This window comes from Myxococcales bacterium (assembly GCA_016712525.1).
Classification (GTDB): domain Bacteria; phylum Myxococcota_A; class Polyangia; order Polyangiales; family Polyangiaceae; genus JAAFHV01.
In genome coordinates this window covers 1,044,065-1,066,041 of record JADJQX010000001.1, presented here as the reverse complement: position 1 = coordinate 1,066,041, position 21,977 = coordinate 1,044,065, and the positions used below count along the sequence as shown (strand labels likewise).

The 21,977-nt window shown below is 69.0% G+C and carries 18 protein-coding genes; 4 read left to right on the top strand and 14 right to left on the bottom strand.

All coding sequences use genetic code 11. The features are described from left to right. The first annotated feature begins 74 nt into the window (after nucleotides 1-74). A complete protein-coding gene (locus IPK71_04565) occupies nucleotides 75-683 on the top strand; it encodes a DUF937 domain-containing protein (GenBank protein MBK8213002.1) in 609 nt (202 codons plus the stop codon). A 7-nt stretch (nucleotides 684-690) separates the two neighbouring features. Here IPK71_04565 and IPK71_04560 read toward each other — a convergent pair whose 3' ends face one another. The 9 genes from IPK71_04560 to IPK71_04520 all read right to left on the bottom strand — a co-directional run bounded on the left by IPK71_04560 (nucleotide 691) and on the right by IPK71_04520 (nucleotide 13,292). After that, nucleotides 691-1,833 carry a hypothetical protein gene (locus IPK71_04560; protein MBK8213001.1) on the bottom strand — a complete coding sequence of 381 codons (1,143 nt, stop codon included), beginning with the start codon at nucleotides 1,831-1,833 and terminating at the stop codon, nucleotides 691-693. Between the two features lie 157 nt (nucleotides 1,834-1,990). Further along, complete coding sequence (locus tag IPK71_04555) at nucleotides 1,991-3,577, bottom strand: RNA-directed DNA polymerase (protein ID MBK8213000.1); 1,587 nt, start codon at nucleotides 3,575-3,577, stop codon at nucleotides 1,991-1,993. Between the two features lie 285 nt (nucleotides 3,578-3,862). Next, the gene (locus IPK71_04550) at nucleotides 3,863-5,560 is read right to left on the bottom strand and encodes an SWIM zinc finger family protein (protein ID MBK8212999.1); all 1,698 of its coding nucleotides are present in this window, start codon (nucleotides 5,558-5,560) and stop codon (nucleotides 3,863-3,865) included. Nucleotide 5,561: 1 nt separating this feature from the next. Further along, nucleotides 5,562-8,660, bottom strand: a complete 3,099-nt coding sequence (locus IPK71_04545) for a hypothetical protein (protein ID MBK8212998.1) — start codon at nucleotides 8,658-8,660, stop codon at nucleotides 5,562-5,564. 3 nt (nucleotides 8,661-8,663) lie between these two features. Beyond that, nucleotides 8,664-10,085 (bottom strand): WGR domain-containing protein, encoded by a 1,422-nt coding sequence (locus tag IPK71_04540; GenBank protein MBK8212997.1) that lies wholly within the window; start codon nucleotides 10,083-10,085, stop codon nucleotides 8,664-8,666. A 151-nt stretch (nucleotides 10,086-10,236) separates the two neighbouring features. Beyond that, the gene (locus tag IPK71_04535; GenBank protein ID MBK8212996.1) at nucleotides 10,237-10,836 is read right to left on the bottom strand and encodes a hypothetical protein; all 600 of its coding nucleotides are present in this window, start codon (nucleotides 10,834-10,836) and stop codon (nucleotides 10,237-10,239) included. Between the two features lie 50 nt (nucleotides 10,837-10,886). Beyond that, entirely contained in the window at nucleotides 10,887-12,275 is a 1,389-nt protein-coding gene (locus IPK71_04530; protein MBK8212995.1) for a DNA ligase, read from the bottom strand. 57 nt (nucleotides 12,276-12,332) lie between these two features. Beyond that, nucleotides 12,333-12,980 (bottom strand): hypothetical protein, encoded by a 648-nt coding sequence (locus IPK71_04525; protein MBK8212994.1) that lies wholly within the window; start codon nucleotides 12,978-12,980, stop codon nucleotides 12,333-12,335. A gap of 15 nt (nucleotides 12,981-12,995) precedes the next feature. Further along, entirely contained in the window at nucleotides 12,996-13,292 is a 297-nt protein-coding gene (locus tag IPK71_04520) for a hypothetical protein (GenBank protein MBK8212993.1), read from the bottom strand. 43 nt (nucleotides 13,293-13,335) lie between these two features. Between IPK71_04520 and IPK71_04515 the strand changes: the two genes are divergently transcribed. Beyond that, nucleotides 13,336-13,983, top strand: a complete 648-nt coding sequence (locus IPK71_04515) for a hypothetical protein (protein ID MBK8212992.1) — start codon at nucleotides 13,336-13,338, stop codon at nucleotides 13,981-13,983. A 29-nt stretch (nucleotides 13,984-14,012) separates the two neighbouring features. Here the strand turns inward: IPK71_04515 and IPK71_04510 are convergent, their stop codons facing one another. The 4 genes from IPK71_04510 to ung all read right to left on the bottom strand — a co-directional run bounded on the left by IPK71_04510 (nucleotide 14,013) and on the right by ung (nucleotide 17,601). Then, the gene (locus tag IPK71_04510; protein ID MBK8212991.1) at nucleotides 14,013-15,422 is read right to left on the bottom strand and encodes a multicopper oxidase family protein; all 1,410 of its coding nucleotides are present in this window, start codon (nucleotides 15,420-15,422) and stop codon (nucleotides 14,013-14,015) included. Continuing rightward, nucleotides 15,419-15,862, bottom strand: a complete 444-nt coding sequence (locus IPK71_04505; GenBank protein MBK8212990.1) for a fibronectin type III domain-containing protein — start codon at nucleotides 15,860-15,862, stop codon at nucleotides 15,419-15,421. Before IPK71_04505 ends, IPK71_04510 begins: the two co-directional genes overlap by 4 nt. A 123-nt stretch (nucleotides 15,863-15,985) precedes the next feature. Continuing rightward, the gene (locus tag IPK71_04500; GenBank protein ID MBK8212989.1) at nucleotides 15,986-16,840 is read right to left on the bottom strand and encodes a hypothetical protein; all 855 of its coding nucleotides are present in this window, start codon (nucleotides 16,838-16,840) and stop codon (nucleotides 15,986-15,988) included. Between the two features lie 83 nt (nucleotides 16,841-16,923). Further along, the gene (ung, locus tag IPK71_04495) at nucleotides 16,924-17,601 is read right to left on the bottom strand and encodes a uracil-DNA glycosylase (GenBank protein ID MBK8212988.1); all 678 of its coding nucleotides are present in this window, start codon (nucleotides 17,599-17,601) and stop codon (nucleotides 16,924-16,926) included. A gap of 245 nt (nucleotides 17,602-17,846) precedes the next feature. On the opposite strand from ung, the gene ppk2 reads away from it, so the two are divergent. Next, nucleotides 17,847-19,034, top strand: a complete 1,188-nt coding sequence (ppk2, locus tag IPK71_04490; GenBank protein MBK8212987.1) for a polyphosphate kinase 2 — start codon at nucleotides 17,847-17,849, stop codon at nucleotides 19,032-19,034. Between the two features lie 6 nt (nucleotides 19,035-19,040). Here the strand turns inward: ppk2 and IPK71_04485 are convergent, their stop codons facing one another. Continuing rightward, nucleotides 19,041-19,493 carry a hypothetical protein gene (locus IPK71_04485; GenBank protein ID MBK8212986.1) on the bottom strand — a complete coding sequence of 151 codons (453 nt, stop codon included), beginning with the start codon at nucleotides 19,491-19,493 and terminating at the stop codon, nucleotides 19,041-19,043. A 444-nt stretch (nucleotides 19,494-19,937) separates the two neighbouring features. Here IPK71_04485 and IPK71_04480 point away from each other — a divergent pair, with 444 nt between their 5' ends. Further along, complete coding sequence (locus tag IPK71_04480) at nucleotides 19,938-21,554, top strand: DUF4215 domain-containing protein (GenBank protein MBK8212985.1); 1,617 nt, start codon at nucleotides 19,938-19,940, stop codon at nucleotides 21,552-21,554. Nucleotides 21,555-21,977 lie beyond the last annotated feature (423 nt).

Here is a 21,977-nt window from a genome sequence, read left to right as displayed (position 1 = left end):
CGTTGCCGTCGGGTCACGTCGTCTCCCGATAGCGACACGTGGCGAGTGCTACCGTGCCCTCCATGAACGACGACATGATGGGTCAAATCCTCTCTTCCCTCGGTCCGAGTGCCATCTCGTCCATGGCGGGACAGATCGGCGCGAGCCCCGAGCAGACATCGAGCGGTGTCGCCGTGGCGCTGCCGATGATCCTCGGTGCGCTCGGGAAGAACGCGAGCCAACCCGAAGGTGCTGCGGCGCTCCACTCGGCCCTCCAGCGCGATCACGCCGCGGGCCCCGATCTCGGCTCCGTGCTCGGCGCGGCGCTCGGAGGGGGCGGGAGCGGCGCCGGGATCCTCGGGCACCTCTTGGGCTCCAAACAAGAGACGGCGGCGCAAGGGATTGGCCAGGCCTCGGGGCTCGACGGCAATCAGGCGCTCCAGCTCCTCGTGCTGCTCGCCCCGGTGGTGATGGCCTATTTGGGTCAGCGCGCCCAGAGCGAGGGGCACTCCCCCGAGAGCCTCGGAGGCCTTCTCGGCCAGCAGCGCCGCCACCTCGACCAAAACGCCGGTGTCGGCGCGACCCTCATGAACGCCGTGCTCGACAAAGATGGCGACGGTGACGTCGATCTCGGGGACGTGGTGAAGGCCGCCGGTGGCCCGCAGGGGATCGCGAACCTCCTCGGGGGCTTCTTCAAGAAGTAACGTTGGTTTACTTCTTGGTCAGCGTGTAGGTGCACTCGTAGCGGTCGGTGTGAAAGGTGCCCCCCGTGCCCCTGCCCGTTGTGACGTAGCGGTTCTTCAGCGCGAGCGGAACGTCCGAGAAACGTTCGTCGGTGCACGACGGGTGGGTTCCGCGAGGGTTCTTCGTCGACGGGTCGTTCCACGTACGCTGAAGCGAGAACGTGCCAGGGCCCGTGCGTTCGAGGGTCGAGAGGATCGAGAGCGTTATCGAGTAGTCACTTACGGTCGGAGCGCAGGTCGACGGTTCGGGCGCAAAGGGAGCCGTGGGCACGAAACCTGCCGCGCCCATGGGGCAGCCGGGCACCCAATAATGGTCCAGGGCACTTCGCTTTCCCGAGAGAGGGTTGACCCATGTCCGCCGCTCGTAGGTGCCTGCCCCGAACTTCTCCAAGGAGCTCTCGGGTTGGTTCGGGGGGCACACCAGGTTCGTTCTATCGCAACGCGTCAAGTTGCCCGAACGGCTGCAATACCCCGTGGGGGTGGGCGTGCGAGTGCAGTTCTGGAGAGAGTCGATCACGACTCTGAAATTCCCGGTGCCATCGGGCTCTTCGCGCATGACCGTATCGCATGTTGTCTCGACCCGAATGGAGCTTGTCCTGCAGCACATGTCGGCGGTGCCGACCCGATCCCGTCGGCCGACGCCACAGACAGAACGAAACGTGTAGACCGCGCCGCTCTCCCCGGGAGCGAAGAGCGGGGAAGGGGGAGGCCCCTGGACGCCAGCCTCCTTGGCCGCGTCGATCCCAGCGTCGCCCGGGTAGACAGAGCCATCTCGAGAGTCGGCGTCGGTGGCGGCATCTCGAGAGTCGGCGTCGGTGGCGGCATCTCGAGAGTCGGCGTCGGTGGTGGCATCTCGAGAGTCGGCGTCGGTGGCGGCATCTCGAGAGTCGGCGTCGGTGGCGGCATCTTGGGGCACCATGCTCTCGTCTTCGGGCGACGAGAGCGTGTCTGGTGTGGCGTCCTGTCCGGGGTCGATGCCGTCGTTCATGGTCGGGTCCGATGTCGCTTCGGCGTCTTCCGTGGGGAAGACGGAGCCGCCGGGCCCGCAGGCCGAGCAGATCGCTGCCCCAAGCACGATTGCTGGAAAGATCCGAAAGTGGGAGAAGCGCATGGCGAACCTCGGGTGAGGCTTCGTGCCTCGGCCGGGATACGCAGCCCGTACCTGGCCGTCGCGCCGAAGGGGCCGGCTTTTTCGAGGGCCTCCCGAGCCGCAGATCTTGCGCCGAGCCGATTGACGCGCCGGCTCTGTCTACCGACCTTGGGTGCCCCTAGAAGAGCTTCCACCACTTCTTCTTGGGCGCTTCGGCTTCGGGCTTCGGAGCCTCGGGCTTCGGAGCCTCGGGGGGCACGTTCTCGGGCCTCGGTGCTTCGGAGGTGGCGACCGGCGTCGCGTGGCCTGCGGATGTCGGCGCGGCCTTCGCGTGCATGCCCTCTTTGGACGCGCGCGGCGGCCTCGCTGCGCCGTAGCGGGCCTCGAGCTCGGCTACCTGCCCCAGCAGCGCGCGGCCCTTCTCGGGGCTTACCATGGCCACGTACGAGGCGAACCCTCTCGCCGACGCGAGCACGTCGGGCGAGTCGCCCCAGGTCTTGCCTTCGATACCGGTCGCGCGGATGGAGTGGAGGAGGGCGCGGAACTTGCGGAGCTTCTCACGCTCGACGCCGAGCCCGTCGTTCACCACGATTCCCGTGACCTCTTGCCGCCGGCCTCGCCGGAGCACTCGGGTCTTCTTCGGGTGGGGCGTGAAGCCCTCTTCTTCGACGATGAAGCGCGCCTGCGCGAGGAGCTGCCCCGTGCGCCCGGCCGACGCGTCGTCGTGGGCCGAGAAGGTGAGATCGTCGGCATACCGCGTGTAGACGAAGCCGAGCTTTCGGGCGGCGAGGAACAGCCTGCGATCGAGCCTGCGGCAGAGCACGTTCGTCACCGCGGGGCTCGTGGGAGCGCCCTGCGGGAGCCTGCGCGGCCCCTCGGCCACGTGAAAGGTACGGCCGTCGAGCACGACCTTCTGCATGTCGGGCTCGGTGGCCACGAGCGCGAGCACCGAGGCCACGAAATCGCCATACCCGAGGGCGCGGAACATGCCCTTGACGCGCGGAAAGAGGACTCCCGGGAAGAAATCGGACAGGTCCATGTTCACGACCACGCGCGCGCCCACATGGGCCTTCGCGTTGCTCACGATCGATCGCCCCTCGCGGAACCCGTGGGCCGCGTCGTGCACCTCGACGTGCGAGAGGACGGAGTCGAGCAGCCAGCGCTGGAGCCTCTTGAGGCGCGGCATGGGCGCCGAGATCACCCGGACCCCACCGGCCTTCTTGGGTATCGCGAACCTACGGTAGTGAGATATTCGCGAGGTCGTGCGTGCGTAGCTCAAAAACCGCAGCTCGGGCACGCCTACACCGGCCGCCCGCGCCACGTCGACCGCCGTACGAAGCACGGGGAGCCCCTGCTTCGTGAGCTTGGCCTCGTCGCAGGTGGTGTCGGACAAGCCCCCCGAGACCTCGCGGCCGAGGAACACGATGTCGCCCGCTTTGCGTATTTTCCAGCCTTCGGCCCGCGCGAGGCGCTCTCGCTCCCGCCGGGCTCGGGTCTCGGCCTGTTTGGCCTTCGAGGCGGCGAGCCTGCGCTTGTAGAGCTCTTTCTTGAGGGCCTCGAGGTTCCCGAGGCGGCTCTGCTCCGTGCGCAGCGCCGAGAGCTCGCGCTGCATCTCGGTGCGCGCGCGGATCTCGTCGGCCGGATCGTGGGGTACCTCGCCTCGGGCGGGCCAGAACCCGAGGCGGATCATCTCCTCGAGCACGACCTCGTCCCTCGAGGTGGCTCGAATGCGGTCGTAGAGGGCTTGGCGTTTGTCTTGAGCCATGGAACACGGCGTTCACGCGCGGCGGATTCGGGGGCCTTCGAAGATGTCTCGGGACTGGCTCGCTCAACTCAAGCGGCCGTGCCTAGCTGGTGCTCGTTGAATATGCGGGATTGAACCCGGAACAGCACTAGCTAGGCATCGGACGCACAGTCGAGAGCGGGCCAGTGACGCATGGAGGGCCAGGTTGCATGGACGGCGAAACACCGCCCGGTTTGCAAGATGTGACCCCGAAGTCCGCCGCGCGTGAATGCTCCTTTCTCCCGTTCGAAGCGCCGAGCACCGAGATCATCGGTACGGGCCCCTCGCGACGGGTGAATCCTCTCGAGTGAACGACATGGCCTTGGCGAGCCGTGGCGCCCCCTCGAAGAGCCGTACCGCGAGCATATGCTCACACGGCCCTTTGAAAAGCTGGTTCTGACGAAAAAAATTGCAGGTGCACGTCGCGCGCACGAGCCTCCCGTCGGCGTCGATCGAGAGCTCGGGGGTGTGCGTGTGTTTGCCGTCCTTCACGGTGCCCGAGAGCACGAGCGCGCCACCCTCGACCGCGCGCGCGTGCGACGAGACCGCCTTCTGCGCGAGGAAGCGGTCGGCCGCGGCCTCACGTTCGTTCGCGAAGCGCAGCTTGTCGAGCGGGAGGGGCTCGCGTGACAGCTCACGCGCCCGGTACACGCCCTTGTTCAAGTCGAACATGGCGCGCCCGGCCTGGGTCCACGCGGAGAGGGCGCCGAGCACCGCCGACGTCGGCAAATCCAGCTTTTTCGCGAGGTCTTCGGGCCTTGCGAGCCAGGTCGACTTCAAGGCGTCGAAGACGCGGCGCTTCGTGAAGTCGTCCGTCGTGGCGCGAGGGGCGAGCAGGTCGAAGTTGCCCGCCGTCGACCAGTCGTTGCGTGTCCAGCCCGACAGTCCGAGCGTGAACGACATGTGCCCGAGGTCGGCCACGTAGAAGCTCGGGAGCCCCTGTCCGAGCAAATGCACATCGAACGACTTCGCGATGGCGACGAGGCGCTCGAGGACGAGCAGCCTCCTCCGCCCCCACACGCGGATCTCCTCGCGTTCGGGCCCGGTGTACGGCGAACGCGCACATACGACCTCGAGGTTCCATGGCTCGAACACGGCCTTCACGGGCTGCCCGGGCACGAGCACCCACTTGATGGCGCGCGGGCCCTTCTTCTCGCGTTTCGTGCGGAGCACGAAGAGCAGGTTGTGCACGTCCATCGGCTCGAGGCGGAAGGTGCGCGCGGGGAGCGCCATCGCGGAGCTCACCTGCAAGAAGCCGCGCACCCACGAGTCGGGCAGATCGATCTTCTGCTCCTCGTACGCGGCCTCGCCGGTCGTCTTCGCCTCGAAGCCCGAAGGGTCGATCTCGAACCGGGTCGTCTTGTAGCTGCGGATCTTCTGGAACTCTTCGTAGAGGGGAGTCGAGTAGTCGATGTTGGTCGTGCCGCAGGCGAGCTTGCCCACGTTTTTGTAGACCTCGAACCCCGTGCCGAGGCGCCCGTAGGTCGACTCGTCTTGGCTGAAACACTCGAAGAACACCTCGTCGGGGTGCACCGTGATCACGGGGTCGAGCACGATCCAAGCGTCGCGGTCGTTCTTGTAGAGCCAGTCGAAATAGGCTCGCTGCGCGCGGTAGTAGGGTGCCATCCGCGCCGCGCGCCGCCTGTCCGACTCGGCGATGCGGAGCGTGAGCTCGCGAATGCGCCTGGCCACGTCCGCCCGTTGCCCGGCGATCTCGGCCATGTCGACGAGCTCTTGTTTGGCCGCCCACTCCTTGTACGCCGTTTTGTCCTTCGGCTTGAAGCGAAGGTCGGACACGACGATGTCGTGGAGGGCGCTTATCGCCTCGCGGAACGCGACGCCCTTCTCGAGCTCCCCCGAGAAGAAGGTGGGGTCGCGCAAGAGATCGGGAGAAAACGAGAGGCTCGTCCGGTCGAGGCGATCGTCGACCACGGAGGCGCGCTTGAAGGCGTAGGCGAGCTCCATATCAGGACTTCCTCGAGGTGCGCGCCGCGGCGGTGACCACGGGGACGGGGACGAGCGTGAGGGGCAGTGGAACCTCGGGGAACGCCCTGCCTATCGCGAGCATCGCTTCGATGGAGGTGGCGGCGTCTTCGATGGCCATGGTGGCCGAGAGCCGATGGAAGAGGGCCATGCCGATCGCCGCCCCCTCGGCGCTCTTCGTGCCTTCTGCACGCAAGAACGCGAGCACGCGGGCCTTGGCGATTCTCCCTTTGGCGACGCGCGAGAGCACGCTCGTGAAATAGGGGACGAGCGCCTCGAGCCTCTCGGGGTGGCCCGCCGCGTAGCGCTCGAGGTAGTTCGTCGCGAAGAGCTGCACGCTCGACTGTGGGTGCTCGGAGAGGCGGGCGAGCAGCTTCGGCCCGTCCTCGTCGCGGAAGACACGGGAGCAGAGCTCACGACCGAAGGCCTGCACGTCGTCTTTGACGCTGTCGACGATCGCGACGATCACGTCGGCGGTCACGTGCTCGGCCGGCGCCTCGCGCAAGAACCGAAAGGCCACCTCGCGGGTGTCTTGCCAGGGCGAGTCGCAGAGGCGCGCGGTGAGCGCCAAATTCTCGTAGGCCTTGGATTTTTCGCTCGCGAGCCACGCCCACGCGCGCTCGCGCACGGCCAAGATGTCGTGGCTCCCGAGGAAGACGATCTCGTCGAGCTGGAGCTCGGCCGAGGGCACCTTCGTGAGGAGCCTCCCGCCCACCTCTTTGGCGTGCAGCGACCCCGAGCGGAGGAGCTGCCACATGGTCTCGCGCGGGAGTGCCCCGAGCGGCTCCGCCAGGTCTTCGACGAGGACCCTCACCACGTGGGAGGGCACGTCCTCGGCGAGCTTGCGGCGCAAGAGGGCGGCCACGAGACCCTCGACGATGGCGAGCCCGATCTCGGGGTGCGCGCGCGCGACGCGGGCGGCGAGGGGCCGCGACGAGGCCCGGAGATCGGCGTTCGCGTCGCACGAGAGGTGCACGAGCAGCTTGAAATTCAGGGTCAGCGCGTCGTCGTGCATCTCGGCGAGGAGCCGCATTCCGACGGCGCGCACGTTCGCGAAGGGTGACTTGAGCACGGCGAGGACGACGTCGACGGGCATGAGCCCCGAGCGCGAGTCGAGCCGCGAGAGGAGCTCCGCGCCGATCTCTTGCACCCCCGCGAGGGGATGGGCGAGCAGGTCTCGGAGCGCCGCCGGCCCCACCTCCGCGAGGTGATGCCCGAGCGCCACGGTGACTGTCTGCGCGACGTCGAGCGCGAGCACCGCGTCCTCGGGCGTGTCACCGAGGGCCATGAGCCTCGCCAGGATTCGCCCCACGAGCGCCGGCCCCGAAGCCCCTCGGAGCGATAGGCCTCGAACCCAAGTCCGGGCGAAGGCGCGCGCGTCGGCGTGCCGCGCACACACGAGCGCCGCGAGAAAAGCCGTATCGTCGGAGAGGCCACTCCGCCCCTCGGTGATCCACGCGAAGGCCTGTTTGCGCGCTGGCTCGTGGGCACACGACGCGAGCGCGGCGAGCTCGTTCGGGGTGAGCGCGCCACGCCCGTGGCGCTCCTTGGCCACGCGAAATGCGAGCTTCGCCGTAGGCTCGTACGGGCGCGAGAGGAGGAGCACGAGATCGTCGGCGTCGAGCTCCGAGAGGAACGCGGGACACGCCTCGAGCGCGAGCGCGGCGAACTCGTGCACCGGCGCACACACGCTCTCGGCGAGGAGCTGCATGAGCCCCTCGGGCCGCGCCTCCCACAAGGTGGGAAAGGCCTCTTCGCGCACACCTGGCGGGGGCTGGCCTCGACGCTGGCCACGCCTGAGCCGAAAGGCCTTGGTGTTGCGGCGTAGCTCGTAGCGAGGGCTGTTCGTATAGAGCAGGTGCCCGAGCACGCGGTAGCGCGCGAACGCGTCGTATCCCTGCCGAGGCTCGTCGGCGTCGGCGTCTGTGTAGGCGAGCAAGGTGCCCACGGCGAGCGGCACGAAGTCGGGGTCGCCGAGCTCCCCCTTTTTTCGGAGCGTGCGCCACACCCGCCTCCGGAGATATTCGCGTGTCGCGCTCGAATAGACCGACTGCGGCTTTCGACCCCAGACGACCGGGTTCGCGCGCGTGGTCTCGAACCGGTGTGCGAGCAGGCCGAAGACGCGAGGATCGCAGCGGTACTCGGCCGCCTTGTAGATGTGCCTCAGCCAGTAGAACGTCGGCGTGTCGAGCTTCGCGCGCGCGAGCTCGGCGAGGAATCCCGGGCGGACCACCTCGTCGTCGACCAGGTAGACGAGGTCCATCACCGCGAACGCGTTCGGATCCGACGCGAGGTGGAGCGCGAGCGCCTGGGCGAAGGCCTCGGGGCCAGCGGCGTGCGCCGTCACGAGGGGCGTAGGAAGGCTCGCGAGCACGTCCTTCGCGAGCTCCGCGCGCGTCTCGGCGTCGCTCAGGCGGAGGAGCGCCTCGGTCGCGATGCGCTGGACGTGCCCGGGCTGCTTCGGGTCGGCGCGGAGCTTCGCGAGCGGCTCGATCGAGGCCTCGGTGCCCAGGCGGCCGAGCGCGAACGCGATCGCGTAGTTGCGAATGCCCTTTCCGCCGCCGGAAACTTCTGCGCTCGTCGCGGTGTCGATGAGCGCGAGCAGGAGGGGCTCTGCCTCGGGGAGGCGGAGCTCGCCGGCCCGCCATATCGCTCTCTCGAGTGGCCACGTCCGAGCTGCCCCCTCGCGCCGGAACCAACGCCGATCCGTGCCGGTTCGAGCGAGCCGCTCGAGCACCACGCGCTTGCGTGCTTCTTCGCCGCCCGAGCCCCCGGGGGCGGAAGGCGCCCGCGCGACCGAACGGACCGCCGCCGTGACGCGCTCGCGGGCCGCCGCCAGGTCCTCCTCGCGCACGTACCCCTGCTCGATCTTCGATTGGACGAGCTTGTCGTAGACCTTCTCGGCCTCGGCGAGGCCCACCGGCGCGACGGTCTTCGAGCCGTCTTTCAGGGCTGCGCCCTTCTTGCCATACCGAAAATTGACGACGAGCTTGTTCGCGCCGACCTCGCACAGGTCGACCTCGTACACCTTCTCCGACTTGCCCTCGACGAAGAGGAGCCGCGCCTGCCGAACGAGCTTCATGGGTCAGGTGACGAGGCGGCGAATCGCGCCGTGCGCACGGTAGAAGTCGCCGCGCGCGGCCTCGCGCACCTCGTCCACCACGTATTTGGCCCCTTCGTGCCGCAGGTCCTTCGGGAACTGCACGAACCAATCGCGTTTGTAGCCGCTCGACACCACGCGCACGCGGAGCTGGGCCCCGTCCTTTACGACCTCGACCACGACGCCGTCGTTGACGTCGACCGTGGTCTCCACCTCGTCGGGCTTGGCGATCGCCACCGGCTTCGGCGTCGCGATGGTCTTCGGCGCGGCCACTTGGCCCGCTTCGGCGGCCTTGATCGCGGCCTCGCTCGCGTCGAGCGCGGCGAGAGTGCCGTCGGTCGTGACGAGGTAGAGCTTGTCCTTGAAGAACTGCATGGAGAGCGCGGAGCCGCACCCGGTGCCGAGCTTCCAGAGCCGAGTGCCGTCTTCGGCGAAACAATAGACCGACGAGCAGTTGTCGGCGGCGAACACGTATTTGCCGTCTTCCGCGGCGGCGCACGAGAACACCGTGGCGTCGCACGCGTACACTTGCTCACCTTCGCCGCGCTTCGAGAATTTGTGGACTTTGTTCTGGCTCGTCGCCGCGAACACGGTCGACTCTTCTTGCCACCCGAACAGCACCGAGCCCGAGGTCTTCCGCGACCAGATCTCCGTGCCGTCCTCCCAGTCGTACATGGTCACCCCATCGGAGTGGCCGTGGTACACGCCGAGCTCGTCGCAGCGAATCATCCAGCCCCCGGAGCCCTTCGACTTCTTGCGCCACTGGGACTCGTCCTCGTGGTTCACGATCACGACGTTTCCGCCCGCGTCGCTCACGCCGAGCACACCGTCTTTGATGTCGAGCCAGAAGATGTCGACGTCGTCCGCGATCTCGTAGGCCACGCGGGGCACCTTGCTGCCGAGGTCGTAGACCTTGCCGTCGTCGCACCCGGCGTAGAGCCAGTCGTCGTCGGCCACGATGCACTTCACCCCGTCGGGGAGCTTGAGCTGGTTCAGCACGGTGCCGTCGTGCCCGAGCGAGTAGACCGCGCCCGATTGGTTGCCTACCCATACGCGCGCGTCGTCGACGAAAATACCGAATGCGCCCTCGTTCCCCGAAGAGAACTTCCACACGATGGGCGCCTGTTTGGCCGACGATTTCTGGCTCGTCGTCGCGCGGCGGGTCACCGTGCGCTTCTTGCGCTCGCCCATCACGGCGGCCGCGTATCCCTTCTTGGTCTTCTCGGCGATCTTCTTTTTGGCCTCGGCCTGGGCCTTCTCGGGAGAAGCGCACTCGGTGACCTTGGTCTGGCCGGCGTCTCCGATTCGCCCGTAGCGGATCGTGAGGGTCTTCCCGTCGACGATCACCTCGTAGAACTTGTGGGAGCCGGCGTCTTCGGAGAGCTCGAGGTAGGTGCGCTCGCTCATGGCGAGCCCAAGGCTACGCGCACGATCGCGGCGGTTGGAAGGCGCGCGCGCACGAAATCGCCTTGCCGCGCTGCATCCATGGATTCCCTCGTACGTCACGAGGGTGTGTCCATGTGCGATGACGCGCGGCGCTCGGTCGCGCGCCCGGGAGTCAGCGGGCCGTCGTGTCGCTCGCCTTCGGCCGAAAGCGCACGGCGTAGCTCGCCATGGTGGCGCCGTACTTCGGTCTCTCGAACTCGACTGCCGAGAAGACGTCGACGACACACGCACGGAAGGCCTCTCCCGGGATCGCCGTGCGGGGCTGGGTCACTTTGGCCTTCCCGCCTTCGCGGGCGACGAGCAGATCGACGCCGAAATCGCCGCCCTTGGTGGTGTCGTCGGCCTTCGCGAAGCACGCGGCCAGCGCCGGGAAGTGGGGCTCCACCGAGTGCACGAAGGGCGCCTTCGTCGCGGTGTCGTTCGGGCCACCCCCGATGTGCAGGCCATACGTGTCGACCACGACCGCGACGGCTTTCGGCGGCGGCTCGGGCGTCGCCTTCGGGGCCTCTGGGCGGGTCTCCGCCTTGGTCGTGTCCGCGCTCGGCGCCGCGGGGCTCGGAGCCGTGGTCTCCGCGCTCGTGAGCGTGACGGGCGCCGCCTTCGAGGGGGCTGCCTCGGCCTTGGTGGGCGTCGCCTCGGGAGTACGACCTCCGCACGCGCCGACGAACGAGACCGACGCGAGGACCATCGAGGTGGCGAGCGTGGAGCGCATGAAACGACGCTAGCCCGGTGGGCCTCCGTGGCCGAATTTTCGGCCCCGGGTCACTCCTCGCGCACCTCGACGAAGCCTTCGCCGATCTTGGCCGCCACGCGCGCCTCGGCGTCTCGCCAGGCCGCGGTCGCGTCGGAGAAGGCCGTGCGTGTGGTCTCGAGCGCGCTCCCCACGAGCCTGCGGATGGTGTGCGACTTGCCGTCGAGGGCGATCTCCCATGACGTGTCCCCGCTCGTGAAGCGCCGAAACGGAGGGGCGTCGCCTGGCGCCTCTCGCGTGGCCGTGGGGCTCGCCGCTCGCGCGGATGCGGGCCTCGCGGGCCGCTCGGGGAAGGCTATGTCGTCCCTCGTGCCGACGTAGCTCGGGAAGCGGGGCACTCCGTCGTTCGAGAGCTCTTGGTACCGGTAGGTGACGATGGCGCCGATGGGAGGAGGGCTCCTTCGTTCGTCGTCGGAGAGGCCCGTGCCGACGGAAAACCGAGTCCCGTCGGGCATTTCGCACTCGAGCGCGCCGAGGCGCCCTTTGTGTTTTCCCGCTCCCGGGAGATGACCGACGACGCGCGCCTCGGCGTCGTGGAAGCTCTTCACCTTGAGCAAGGTGTGCGACCTGCCTACCTCGTACATCGACCCGGGTCGCCTCATCATGAGGCCTTCGCCACCGAGCGCTTCGACGCGCCGGAGCTCCTCCCGGAGGGCCTCGAGGCTCTCGCAGCGCGCTTGCGCGTGGGCCTCGACGTGGGGCTTGCCGATGCGCGAGACGATGCCGGCGAGGGCCTCGAGGCGCGCCTCGAACGGCTCGCGGACGTGGGGCACGTCGAACGCGACGTACCGGATCTCGCGCCACGCCTCGCCGCGGTCCTGGCGCCGAACCGTGCTCACCGTGCGCTGAAAGAGCTTCCTTCCGCCCCAGAGCTCGCCGTCGAGGGGGTGGTCGGGCAGGCCTTCGACGAACCACTCGGGCGCGAAGAGCTCGTTGCCGAGGCGGGACAAAAAGCGCTTTCCGTCCCAATAGGCACGCACGCCGTCGAGCTTCTCGCTCATCCACCACGACGAGAGATCGGTCACGTTGTCCCACGAATGCGCGAGGAGCACGGGGGGCGCCGCGCCTTCGCCGCGCACGGTGTCTCCTGGCGTCCTCGCGGCCCTCGCCTCGCCGCCGCGCGCGAGCCTGTGGTCCTCGGCGGCGTCGCCGCGGAGCTTTCGGAGGTGCTTGCACGAGCGCGTGTCGATGGCGCCCCCGGCGTTGCGCCACGCAGGGCACGAGCACGAGTACACGCCGCCCGTGTTCTTCAGCACGTACGGCTCGCGCCCCGAGCCCTGCATCGTGGTGCTCTCGCCGTCGGCGAGCTCGGCGAGCGGGGGCGGTCCCGCGGAAGGCGAGGGGGTGGCGGTCGGCGCCGGCGTGGGGGCTTGCCGCCACCAAGGTTTCTCCGCGGCCATGGGCGTCAGCATCGCGCCGTTTCGCGCGCCTTGGAAGGCCTCGCGCGCGGCCTTCCGTCAGTGGGCGTCGTCGAGCGTGATCACGGGATGAAGGCGGGACGGGTTCGCGTGCAATGCTGCGTTACTCCACATGAAAATGCCGCTCGGACCATCGAGCCGCGCGAGCAACGCGGCCGTGAGCCCGCTCTCGTCGAGCCGCGCACGGAGCTTACGATTCTCGCGGACGAAGCGCCCGAGGGAGTAGGCCGCGATCGACGCGCCGAGGACACCCGCGACCTCGGCGAGCGGCTCGCTCATCAACACCCCCAGGGAGAAGGTGAGGCCTACGACGAACTGCACGGCCGTCGGGATCCGCGCGCGCTCATGGTGCACCACCCTGTCACGGCACTCCCCGCACACGGGGATCTTCACGAAGACCGTGGTCGTCGAAGACCGGACGGTGCTCGCGGTCTTCGCGACACGCAGGTAGACGGACTCGTCTCCGATCGGGCGCTCCGTGCAAAGTGCACACGTTTCGCCGGCGGGCCACGCCGCGTTCGTGCCCTTCGCGGCGGTGTGCTGCCCCCGCGCGACCACGGTGCTCTTTCGCAGGCACTTGGGGCATCGAGGGGTCTCGCCTTCGTCCACCGGTACGTCGCAGGCCGAGCACACGAGCCCCGTCGTTTCGGGCTCTCGCGGCACGTCGCTCGGGGCGCGGTACGGCACGACGCCTCGGCGCTCTCAGACCGCGGCGAGGATGCGCGACACGTCGGTGCGGAGCCGCTCGAGGCCCCGCGCGTCGATGCCCGTGGTGCCGAGGCGGAGCGAGATGCCCGTGCCCGTCACGATCGAGGCCTGGTGGGAGCGCAGGAGCTCGGCGGCGGCGCGCTCGACCTCGTTGTCGGGGATGCCGCTCGCGACGATGGGGAGACCCTGTTCGTCGGAGAGCACCGCCGTGCCGAACGGGACGCGCGTCGTGAAGAGGTTTTCGAGCGAGGTCCAGGTGTTTTCGCTACGATTTTTGCGGCGCTCGATCATGGATCCTTCTTCGGCGAAAAGTGGGCGATGGGCCAAATCTTCGGTGGCGCTCGCGCTCGCGTGCCTCTCCGCGTGTGGCGGACGTGCGGCGAAGGCCCCGGTGGTCGTCGTGCCCGCGAAGGCCCCCGTTGGCGTCGCTCCGCTCGACGTGGTCCCGTCGCGATTCGCGCCCGCCGCATCTTCCTCGACCGCAGAGACCGGGCCCTGTCCGCTCGTCGGCGGCCGCACCGAAGCACGCGACGTCGGGGACATCGACGTGTGCGCGTGCCAATGGCTCACGATCCACGGCACCATGAAGAGGTGCCGGGCGGAGCTCCACGAGTACGAAGAGCTCGGAGGCCCCCACGACACGCTCCTCACGGAGGTCACGGACACCTTACAGAACGACCTCGACGAAGACGGCGCTGCCGAGCTCGTCGTGGGCCTCCGCGAGCGTCACATCGACACACGGGGCGAAGAGCACGCGCGTGGCCGTGTCGTCGTCTTCTCCGTGCGCGAGGGACGCGTCGTTCGCCTCGCGTCGCTCGAGACCGGGCCGGTCACGGCGCTCGTGGTCGGCGTGGGCCGGAGCTTCATCGCGACGGAGGCCACCTCCGAGAAAACCACCTGCGACGCCAAATACGCGCTCGGTCCGGGGGACCTCCGAGGGGAGCGTGCCCTCGTCGAGATGGCGCGTAGGTGCCCGAAGTAGCCTCTCGGAGAGGCGGACGACGGATCGTCTCAGTGCGTGCCGTGAGCCTTCGAGACCGCGTCGCCCACGAGGATCTCGCCCATCATGCCGCCGTCGGAGTGCTCGTTGATGTGGCAGTGAACCATCCACGCGCCCGGCGCGTCGAACCTCGCCACGGCGGTCACCTTGCCCTTCATGGGGACGATCACGGTGTCCTTCTCGACGAGGCGCGGCGCGGGCACGCCGTTCACGGAGAGCACCTGGAAGAACGTCCCGTGCACGTGGAACGGGTGGTCCATCTCGGCGTGGTTCTCGAGCTCCAGCGTGCGAACCTCGCCCAGGCCGACCCTCTCCGCGGGGACGTCGGGCCACGCCTTTCCGTTCAAGGTGAACGTGAGCTCCCCGCTCGGCGTCGTGCCTTCGTCGAGCACGAAGCGCACCGGCGCGCCCGTGGGGGCCGGGAGCTTCGTGAGGGGGCGCCCACTCGGGAGGGGCTTCTCGGCCGCGATCGCCTCGCCGCGCACGCGGACGGTCGCCACGCGTTTGGCAGGGTTTTTCCCGGTGTCGTGGCCCCGTTCGTACGGCTCCGTCGTGAGCGCCAGATCGCCCTCACGGCGAGGCACGCGGACGACGACGTCGTACCGTTCGGCCGGCGCGACGAGCAGCGTGTCGGTCGTGTACGGCTCGGCGACGCGCCCCCCGTCGGTGCCGATCACCACGAACGGGGCCCCCTCGAGCTTGAGATGGAAGAAGCGCCCGTTGGCGACGTTTACGATGCGGAAGCGCTGGAGCGCCCCGGGGCGCGCGCGGATCTCCGCGTTTCGCACGCCGTTCACGAGCAAGGTGTCGGCCTCGCGCCCGAGCATCTTCGACGCGTCGTCGACGTAGGTCGGGAACTGCCCGTCCTCTCCGAGCTTCACGTCGTCGAGCACGAGCACCCGCTCGTCGTCCACGTCGGGCTCCCCTTCGCCGCGCACGCGGAGCACCCCCGCGAGCCCTCGCTCCACCTGCTCCCCCGTGCGCACGTGCGGGTGGAACCAGAAGAGCCCTGCGTCTTTCAAGCGAAACCGGTACTCGAACGATTCCCCTGGTCTTACCGGGGCTTGCACCGAAGGTGAGCCGTCCATCGCCGCCGGGAGACGCACGCCGTGCCAGTGGACCAACGTCGGCTCGGGGAGCGTGTTCGTGAACCGCGCGACGAGCTCGTCGCCCACCTTCGCGTCGATCATCGGGCCGGGCATGGTGCCGTTGTAGGTCCACACGCGGGTGGGCTTCGGTCCGCCCAGATCCTTCTCGGCCTCGCGGGCCGTGAGCGCGACCTCCACCACGTCCGGTGCGGGGTTCGTGTCGATCGCGGTCGACAGCTCGAGAGGATCCGGGGTCGTCGCGCCCGGCCCGTCGGTCACGCTCGCGCACGCGCCGAGCACGAGCGCCGCGACGGAGGCCGCCGAGCGCCTCACGGCGTCCCCGTCTTCTCGTCCGAGTACGCCGACGCGCTCTCGCCCTTCTTGCAGCGGAGGCGGTAGGTGTAGGGCGTCCCCGCGACGAGGCCCACGCCGTCGTGTTTGTTGTCGGCCGAGCCCGGCACCGAGAAGACGACCTTGTACGCCTCGGAGGCGGACTTCCTCTCGCCCTCGATCGTGTCGCAGTCCTTCTGGGCGTTCTTCCACGTGACGTGGATGCCCCCGGCCATCGCGGGGAGCCCGGTGATCGTCGGAGCTCCGAGCACGACCGGGGTGCCCGCCTCGGGGGTCGACGAGGTGGTCGTGCTGGGCGAGGGCGAGGGCGTGCCGGCGTCGTGCTCGCCATGATCGGTGTCGGAGGAGCACCCGGCGAGCGCGAGGCTCACGGCGACGAGGGTTGGGGCGAGGGCGTGCGACGTCGGGCGGAGGAGCGGCATGTCGGCTCCTAGCGCCGGCGTGACCGTGCGTGACCTCCCTTCGCGAAGAATCTTCGAACCCCTCGGGAACGTTCGCGAATTCGGCGTCGAACCGGGGCGCGTGCGACCGGCGGGGCGGCCGGGTCAGTCCGTCGTGGCGTCTCCGGCGTCACTCGGGGCTGCGTCGCCCGCACCCGCATCGACGGGGCCCGCGTCGGGCGCTTGGACCTTCGTTCCGAGAAAGACGCGCATGAACGTGAACGACTCGCCGCCCTCGGTCGTCTGGTTGTCGTTGTACTTTACACCTTCGAACGCGACCGGGAACGGGAGCTGCGAGCATGTGGGGCTCTTCGCCGTCACGGTGACCTTGGCGCCCGGGGTCACGTTGTAGAAGATGGCGCCGTTGTTCTCACCTGCCGTCACGAAGGGCTTGTCGCTCGGCAGGCCGTTCACCGTGTAGCGGAGGGTCGCGCCCGGCGGGTCGAGCGAGAGCTCGGTCCCCTCTTCGCTCTTGCAGCCCTCGCCCGCGACGACGCGCACGACCAAGATGCCCTTGGCCGTGTCGAGGCCCGGGAGGAACGCCTTGAGGAGCCCCGCGGTCTGCCGCGACAACATGAGCGACTCGCCGCGCTCGTAGGTGGCCTTCTCGACGACGTACTCCTGCTCGACGAGCTTGTAGAACTCGGGCGCCGCGAAGGTGAGCCGAACGGGCTTCCCGCGGGGGACGATGAGCGAATAGTCGCCGTTCGCGTTCGTCGTCGTGCTCGTCGTTCCTGCCGTGACCGTGGCCCCTTCGACCGGCGTGCGTTGCTGGAGCACGAGGGCGCGGCCCGTCTGGCGGACCTCGGTCGGCTCGACGAACGCGTCGGGGGTGCCTCCTGCTTCGGCGGCTGCGTCGGCGGTGGTCTCGGGCGTCGTGCTGCTCGAGCACGCGGCGCCGAAGGCTGCAGCGAGGGAGAGGGGGAAGGCCAACACGACGAGCTTCGACCGGACGCGCATCCCCGGGAGGCTACCAAAAGTCCTTTCGCTCCGCCCTTCTGCGCGTCCTTTCCGGGAAAACGAGGCCGCTTTCTGCTTCGCGATCACCCGAGCGTCCAGTCGAAGGGCGGCCCGCCGAAGCGCACGAGCGCCTCGTCGATCTGCGAGAAGGGGCGCGACCCACGGAACTTTTTGATCGAGAGCGGCGAAGGGTGTGCGCACTCGACGACGGCGTGTTTCGAGGTGTCGATGGCCTTCTTCTTCTCGCGCGCGTGAGCGCCCCAGAGGCAGAACACGACGGGCGAAGACCCGCGCGAGACGGCCGCGATCACGGCGTCGGTGAAGGCCTCCCACCCCTTGCCTTTGTGCGAGGCCGGAGAGTGCGCGCGCACGGTGAGCACCGTGTTGAGGAGGAGCATCCCGCGCTCGGCCCACGCGGTGAGATCACCGAAGCCCTCGGGCACACGCACGCCCACGTCGGTCTCGAGCTCACGAAACACGTTGCGGAGCGAAGGAGGCGGGCGCGTCGGCGCTTTCACCGAGAAGCAGAGCCCGTGGGCCTGACCTTCGTCGTGGTACGGGTCCTGGCCGAGGAGCACCACGCGCACCCGGTCCTTCGGCGTGAGCTCGAGGGCCCGAAACACGTCCCGCTCGCTCGGGTACACCGCGCCGCTTGCGCGCTCACGTGCGACGAACGCGCACAGATCGTCGAACGCGGGCCCGGACGTCACGCCGGCGAGATCGGCGGCCCAGCTCGGCGGAATCGTGGCGGATGCGCTCATGCGTCGCCCTTCGACCCCGAGACCGTGCGTCCGTCAACCCGAAGATGGATCCGCACGGCCTGCACGGGGGGCGAAAAGTTGGCGCGCGAGCCGACGAAAAGACGAATGATTTCAGGGAAAAAGCGCGTGTGTGCCAGGGCACGCCCATTGCACCTCGTCGCCCCTCGCGCGCGCGATCCGCGGCCCACTTGCCGCGCGATCAACCTCGCCCGACCCAAAGGCGCGCTGCCGAGAAGAGAGGACCCATGCACGACGACGACGCGAAGACCGAGAGCCCGAAGGCCGACCGCCCCTCCCGCGCCCGAGCCGGGACGAAACGAAATGGCGCGGGGCCTCGCCCGGTCGCGCGGCTCGACGGTCCGCCTCCCTCGGATGGCGCCGGGCTCGGCAAACACGTGGTCGACGTCGCCACGTCGCGCGCGCGGGTCGTCCAGAAAGAGACGGTCGGGGAGCTCTTGCGCGCGCACGCCCACGACGAGAGCCCGGGCCCCCTCGTCACCGAGCTCCGCACGCTCATGGAGGGCGCGTCGCCCGACGATCGCAAGGCGCTGCGGCGCCTCTTGCTCCAGACGGTCGACAAGGCCATGCCCGTCAAAGGCTCGGACACCGAGCTCGCCGCGGGCTGGCGCGAGGGAGCGTACCCGTACAAATACCTGCTCGCGCGCTCCACCTACGAGAAGCAGAAATACAGGCTCCAGGTCGAGCTCTTGAAGCTCCAAGCGTGGGTCCGCGAGACGGGGGCGCGCGTGGTCATCGTGTTCGAGGGGCGCGACGCGGCGGGCAAGGGCGGCACCATCAAGCGCTTCATGGAGCACCTGAACCCTCGTGGTGCGCGCGTCGTGGCGCTCGAGAAGCCCTCCGAGAGCGAGCGCGGCCAGTGGTACTTCCAGCGTTACGTGCAGCACCTGCCGACGCGCGGCGAGATCGTGCTCTTCGATCGCAGTTGGTACAACCGCGGCGGCGTCGAGCGTGTCATGGGCTTCTGCACGCAGTCCGAGTACGACGAGTTCATGCGCCAGGCTCCCGAGCTCGAGCGCCACCTCGTGCGGTCCGGGCTCTACTTCTTCAAGTTCTGGTTCTCGGTGAGCCGTGACGAGCAGCGGCGCCGCTTCAAAGAGCGCAAGCTCCACCCGCTCAAGCAGTGGAAGCTGAGCCCCATCGACATGGCCTCGCTCGACAAGTGGGACGACTACACCCGCGCGAAAGAGGCTATTTTTCTCCACACGGACACGTCCGACGCCCCGTGGACGGTCATCAAGAGCGACTGCAAGAAGCGCGCGCGCCTGAACGCCATGCGGTACGTGCTCCAGCGCTTGCCCTATGCGCGGAAGAACGTCGAGGCCATTGGGCCCGTCGACCCGCTCATCGTCGGTCGCCCTTCGCTCGTGCACAATCGGACCGACGACATGCTCGCGCCGGGCACGAGCGAGTAGCGTAAGTCAGCGCCGGCGCACGCGCGAGAGCAGGGCCTCGGGCCGCTTCGCTTTGCGGGTCGGGGCGTTGTGCGAGGCCTCTTCTTCGGCCTCGGCTTCGCCCTCCGTGAGGCGAAGGCCGTCGGCGAGGAGCTCGAGATCGAGCGGGCGGAGGGCGGGCAGCATCTCGGCCACCGCGCGCTCGACCAGGTCGAGGCTCGCCGGCACGTCGAGCGGGGCGAAGAGCGAGGTGACGTTCGCCCCGTCGATCGTGCCCACGGCGAGCGAGCACTCCGGGTGCCCGGTACGAATCTCGACGACCAACCGGCCCACCATCCACGACGGCGCCTGCCGCGCGAGCGTGGCGAGCACGTGGAGGAGCGTCATCACGCCGTCGAACGACGTGGCCTCGGCGGCCGCGCGAGCGACATGCGCCTCGGCGGCGGCAAGGGTCTCGTGGTGCGAAGGGGGCGAGGTCATCGATGTGCGCTCGAAGGGGCGCGCTTCGACCGTGCCCCTCGGGTCTCCGTGTAGGGGAAGTCGAGGGGCGAGAGCAACGCGAATCGCTCGAAGGGACGCCCGTCGAGGCCGAGGCGGCGCGTTGGATCGACGGCGACGCGCGTGTTCGAGCCCCGAGCCCCGAGCGCGAGGATCGTGATGGGCCTCGCGCGCGGCGGGCGCGATCGAGCGAGCACCATGTGCGATGCTGTGGTCCAGTAAGGGGGCGAGTCGCGCACGGCGAGGGGCTCGAGCCGGGGAAAAAAAGGGCGCGGTGCGAGCCCGAGGCCCGCAGTCGAGCTCCCGAGGTGAGGCACGGACGCCTCGGATCGCCAACCTCGTTGCACGGAGTGGCACGGCTCGAATGCGCCCACTTCCGCGAAATTCGATCTTTCCCGATGGCATGTCGCGTGCGTTACTAGAAGCATGCGCCGAACCGTCGCCTTCTCTCTCCTCGCTTTCGGTGTGACGACCTACGTGTTCGCGGCTTGCACGAACACCGAGCCGCAATCCGGCTTCCCCGACTCGGGCGTCGACGGTGGCAACGTGCCCAACCAGTTCGCCGAGGGCGGCTTCTCCGAGGGTGGCAACGAGCCCGGAGACGCCCAGCCTACGCTCGTGTGCGGCAACGGCGTGAAGAACGAAGCCACCGAGCTCTGCGACGACGGCAACACCAAGTCGGGCGATGGCTGCACCGACAACTGCCGCATCGAGCCCGGGTACACCTGCCCCACGCCGGGTCGCCCGTGCGTCGCGCTCGAGTGCGGGGACGGCCTGCTCGCCGGTGACGAGTTCTGTGACGACGGCAACAAGGCCGACGGTGACGGCTGCTCGGCCACCTGCAAGATCGAAGACGGCTTCAAGTGCACGACGCCGGGCCAGCCGTGCACGCGCACCACCTGCGGCGACAACGTCAAAGAGGGGGTCGAGCAGTGCGACGACGGCAACCTCGAGCCGTTCGACGGCTGCGATCCGGCCTGCAAGGTCGAGCCGAAATGCACCGGCGGCACCTGCACCTCGGTGTGCGGTGACGGCCTGAAATTTCCTGGCGAAGCGTGCGACGACGGCAACACCCGCGGGGGTGACGGCTGCTCGCCGACGTGCACCCTCGAGGCCGGGTTCGAGTGCACCCACGCCAAGGCCGCGCCGCCCGCCACCAAGGATCTCTGGGTCGCCTACCGCGACTTCAAGGCCGCCGCCTCGGCCGGTGGTCACCCCGACTTCCTCGCGGCGAACTTCACGAACCCGGCGATCAACGTCATCGCGCAGGGCCTCGTGAAGCCCTTGCTCGACGCGCAAGGCCGCCCCGAGTTCCTCTCGCGCCGCGGCACGGGCGCGCTCGACATCATCCAAGACGCGACCACGTTCTCGCAGTGGTTCCGCGACACGCCCTTCAGCAAGAAGGTGGTGTCGACGCTCCGCCTCAACAAACAACCCGACGACACCTTCGTGTTCGACGACGGCGCGTTCTTCCCGCTCGACACGGCGGCCAACGCGTGGCCCGAGCGTCAGGCCGACTTCGGCGGCAACATGCGAAACTTCCTCTTCACGAGCGAGGTCCGCATCCCCTTCACCTACAAGGGTGGAGAGACCCTCACCTTCCGCGGCGACGACGACGTCTGGGTGTTCGTGAACGGCCACCTCGCGGTCGATATCGGCGGCGTGAAAGAGGCGCAGACCGGCAGCATCACCCTCGGGCCCGCGCAGGCGACGGCCTTCGGCCTCACGGTCGGTGGGTTCTACGAGTTCGCGGTGTTCCAGGCCGAGCGCAACCCGACGGCCTCGAGCTACAGGCTCACCCTGAGCGACTTCGATCGCGTGCTCTCGACCTGCAAGAGCGTCTGCGGCGACGGCGTGAAGACGCCCGACGAGCTCTGCGACGAAGGGCGCGAGCGCAACACGGGCGGCTATGGCCGCTGCACGGCCGACTGCGGTCGTGGGCCCTTCTGCGGTGACGGCATCGTGCAGTCTCCGCAGGAGCAGTGCGACTCGACCCCTGGCTGCACGGCCGACTGCCGTCGCCAAGAGAACGCGCCGCGCTGAGCGGCGTGACGAGGGCCGTGGCCCGCTGCGGGAAGGGTCTCCCCCTGGTGGAGCGTCCTCCCGCAGCGCCACGGACAGCGATTCGGGGCCCGAAACGGCATCGGGGAAGGGGAGGATGGCATTTCGACGCCCAAACCGGCATTCGGGGAGCCGGGGATGGCGTTCGGCGGCTCCGAACGGGGGCCCGCGAGCCGGGGATGGCGTTCGGCGGCTCCGAACGGGGGCCCGCGAGCCGGGGATGGCGTTCGGCGGCTCCGAACGGGGGCCCGCGGAGCCGGGGATGGCGTTCGGCGGCTCCGAACGGGGGCCCGCGGTCGGGGATGGCGTTCGGCGGCTCCGAACGGGGGCCCGCGGGTCGGGGATGGCGTTCGGCGGCTCCGGACGGGGGCCCGCGGAGGGACGAAGGCGTTCCGCGTGACGGAA

What these genes read in the sequence shown, in the direction of transcription:
- ppk2 (MBK8212987.1), top strand. Translation starts at nt 17,847, where the DNA reads ATGCACGACGACGACGCGAAGACCGAGAGCCCGAAGGCCGACCGCCCC.
- ung (MBK8212988.1), bottom strand. Translation starts at nt 17,601, where the DNA reads ATGAGCGCATCCGCCACGATTCCGCCGAGCTGGGCCGCCGATCTCGCC.
- IPK71_04565 (MBK8213002.1), top strand. Translation starts at nt 75, where the DNA reads ATGATGGGTCAAATCCTCTCTTCCCTCGGTCCGAGTGCCATCTCGTCC.
- IPK71_04500 (MBK8212989.1), bottom strand. Translation starts at nt 16,840, where the DNA reads ATGCGCGTCCGGTCGAAGCTCGTCGTGTTGGCCTTCCCCCTCTCCCTC.
- IPK71_04480 (MBK8212985.1), top strand. Translation starts at nt 19,938, where the DNA reads ATGCGCCGAACCGTCGCCTTCTCTCTCCTCGCTTTCGGTGTGACGACC.
- IPK71_04530 (MBK8212995.1), bottom strand. Translation starts at nt 12,275, where the DNA reads ATGGCCGCGGAGAAACCTTGGTGGCGGCAAGCCCCCACGCCGGCGCCG.
- IPK71_04485 (MBK8212986.1), bottom strand. Translation starts at nt 19,493, where the DNA reads ATGACCTCGCCCCCTTCGCACCACGAGACCCTTGCCGCCGCCGAGGCG.
- IPK71_04505 (MBK8212990.1), bottom strand. Translation starts at nt 15,862, where the DNA reads ATGCCGCTCCTCCGCCCGACGTCGCACGCCCTCGCCCCAACCCTCGTC.
- IPK71_04560 (MBK8213001.1), bottom strand. Translation starts at nt 1,833, where the DNA reads ATGCGCTTCTCCCACTTTCGGATCTTTCCAGCAATCGTGCTTGGGGCA.
- IPK71_04535 (MBK8212996.1), bottom strand. Translation starts at nt 10,836, where the DNA reads ATGCGCTCCACGCTCGCCACCTCGATGGTCCTCGCGTCGGTCTCGTTC.
- IPK71_04550 (MBK8212999.1), bottom strand. Translation starts at nt 5,560, where the DNA reads ATGGAGCTCGCCTACGCCTTCAAGCGCGCCTCCGTGGTCGACGATCGC.
- IPK71_04540 (MBK8212997.1), bottom strand. Translation starts at nt 10,085, where the DNA reads ATGAGCGAGCGCACCTACCTCGAGCTCTCCGAAGACGCCGGCTCCCAC.
- IPK71_04520 (MBK8212993.1), bottom strand. Translation starts at nt 13,292, where the DNA reads ATGATCGAGCGCCGCAAAAATCGTAGCGAAAACACCTGGACCTCGCTC.
- IPK71_04545 (MBK8212998.1), bottom strand. Translation starts at nt 8,660, where the DNA reads ATGAAGCTCGTTCGGCAGGCGCGGCTCCTCTTCGTCGAGGGCAAGTCG.
- IPK71_04555 (MBK8213000.1), bottom strand. Translation starts at nt 3,577, where the DNA reads ATGGCTCAAGACAAACGCCAAGCCCTCTACGACCGCATTCGAGCCACC.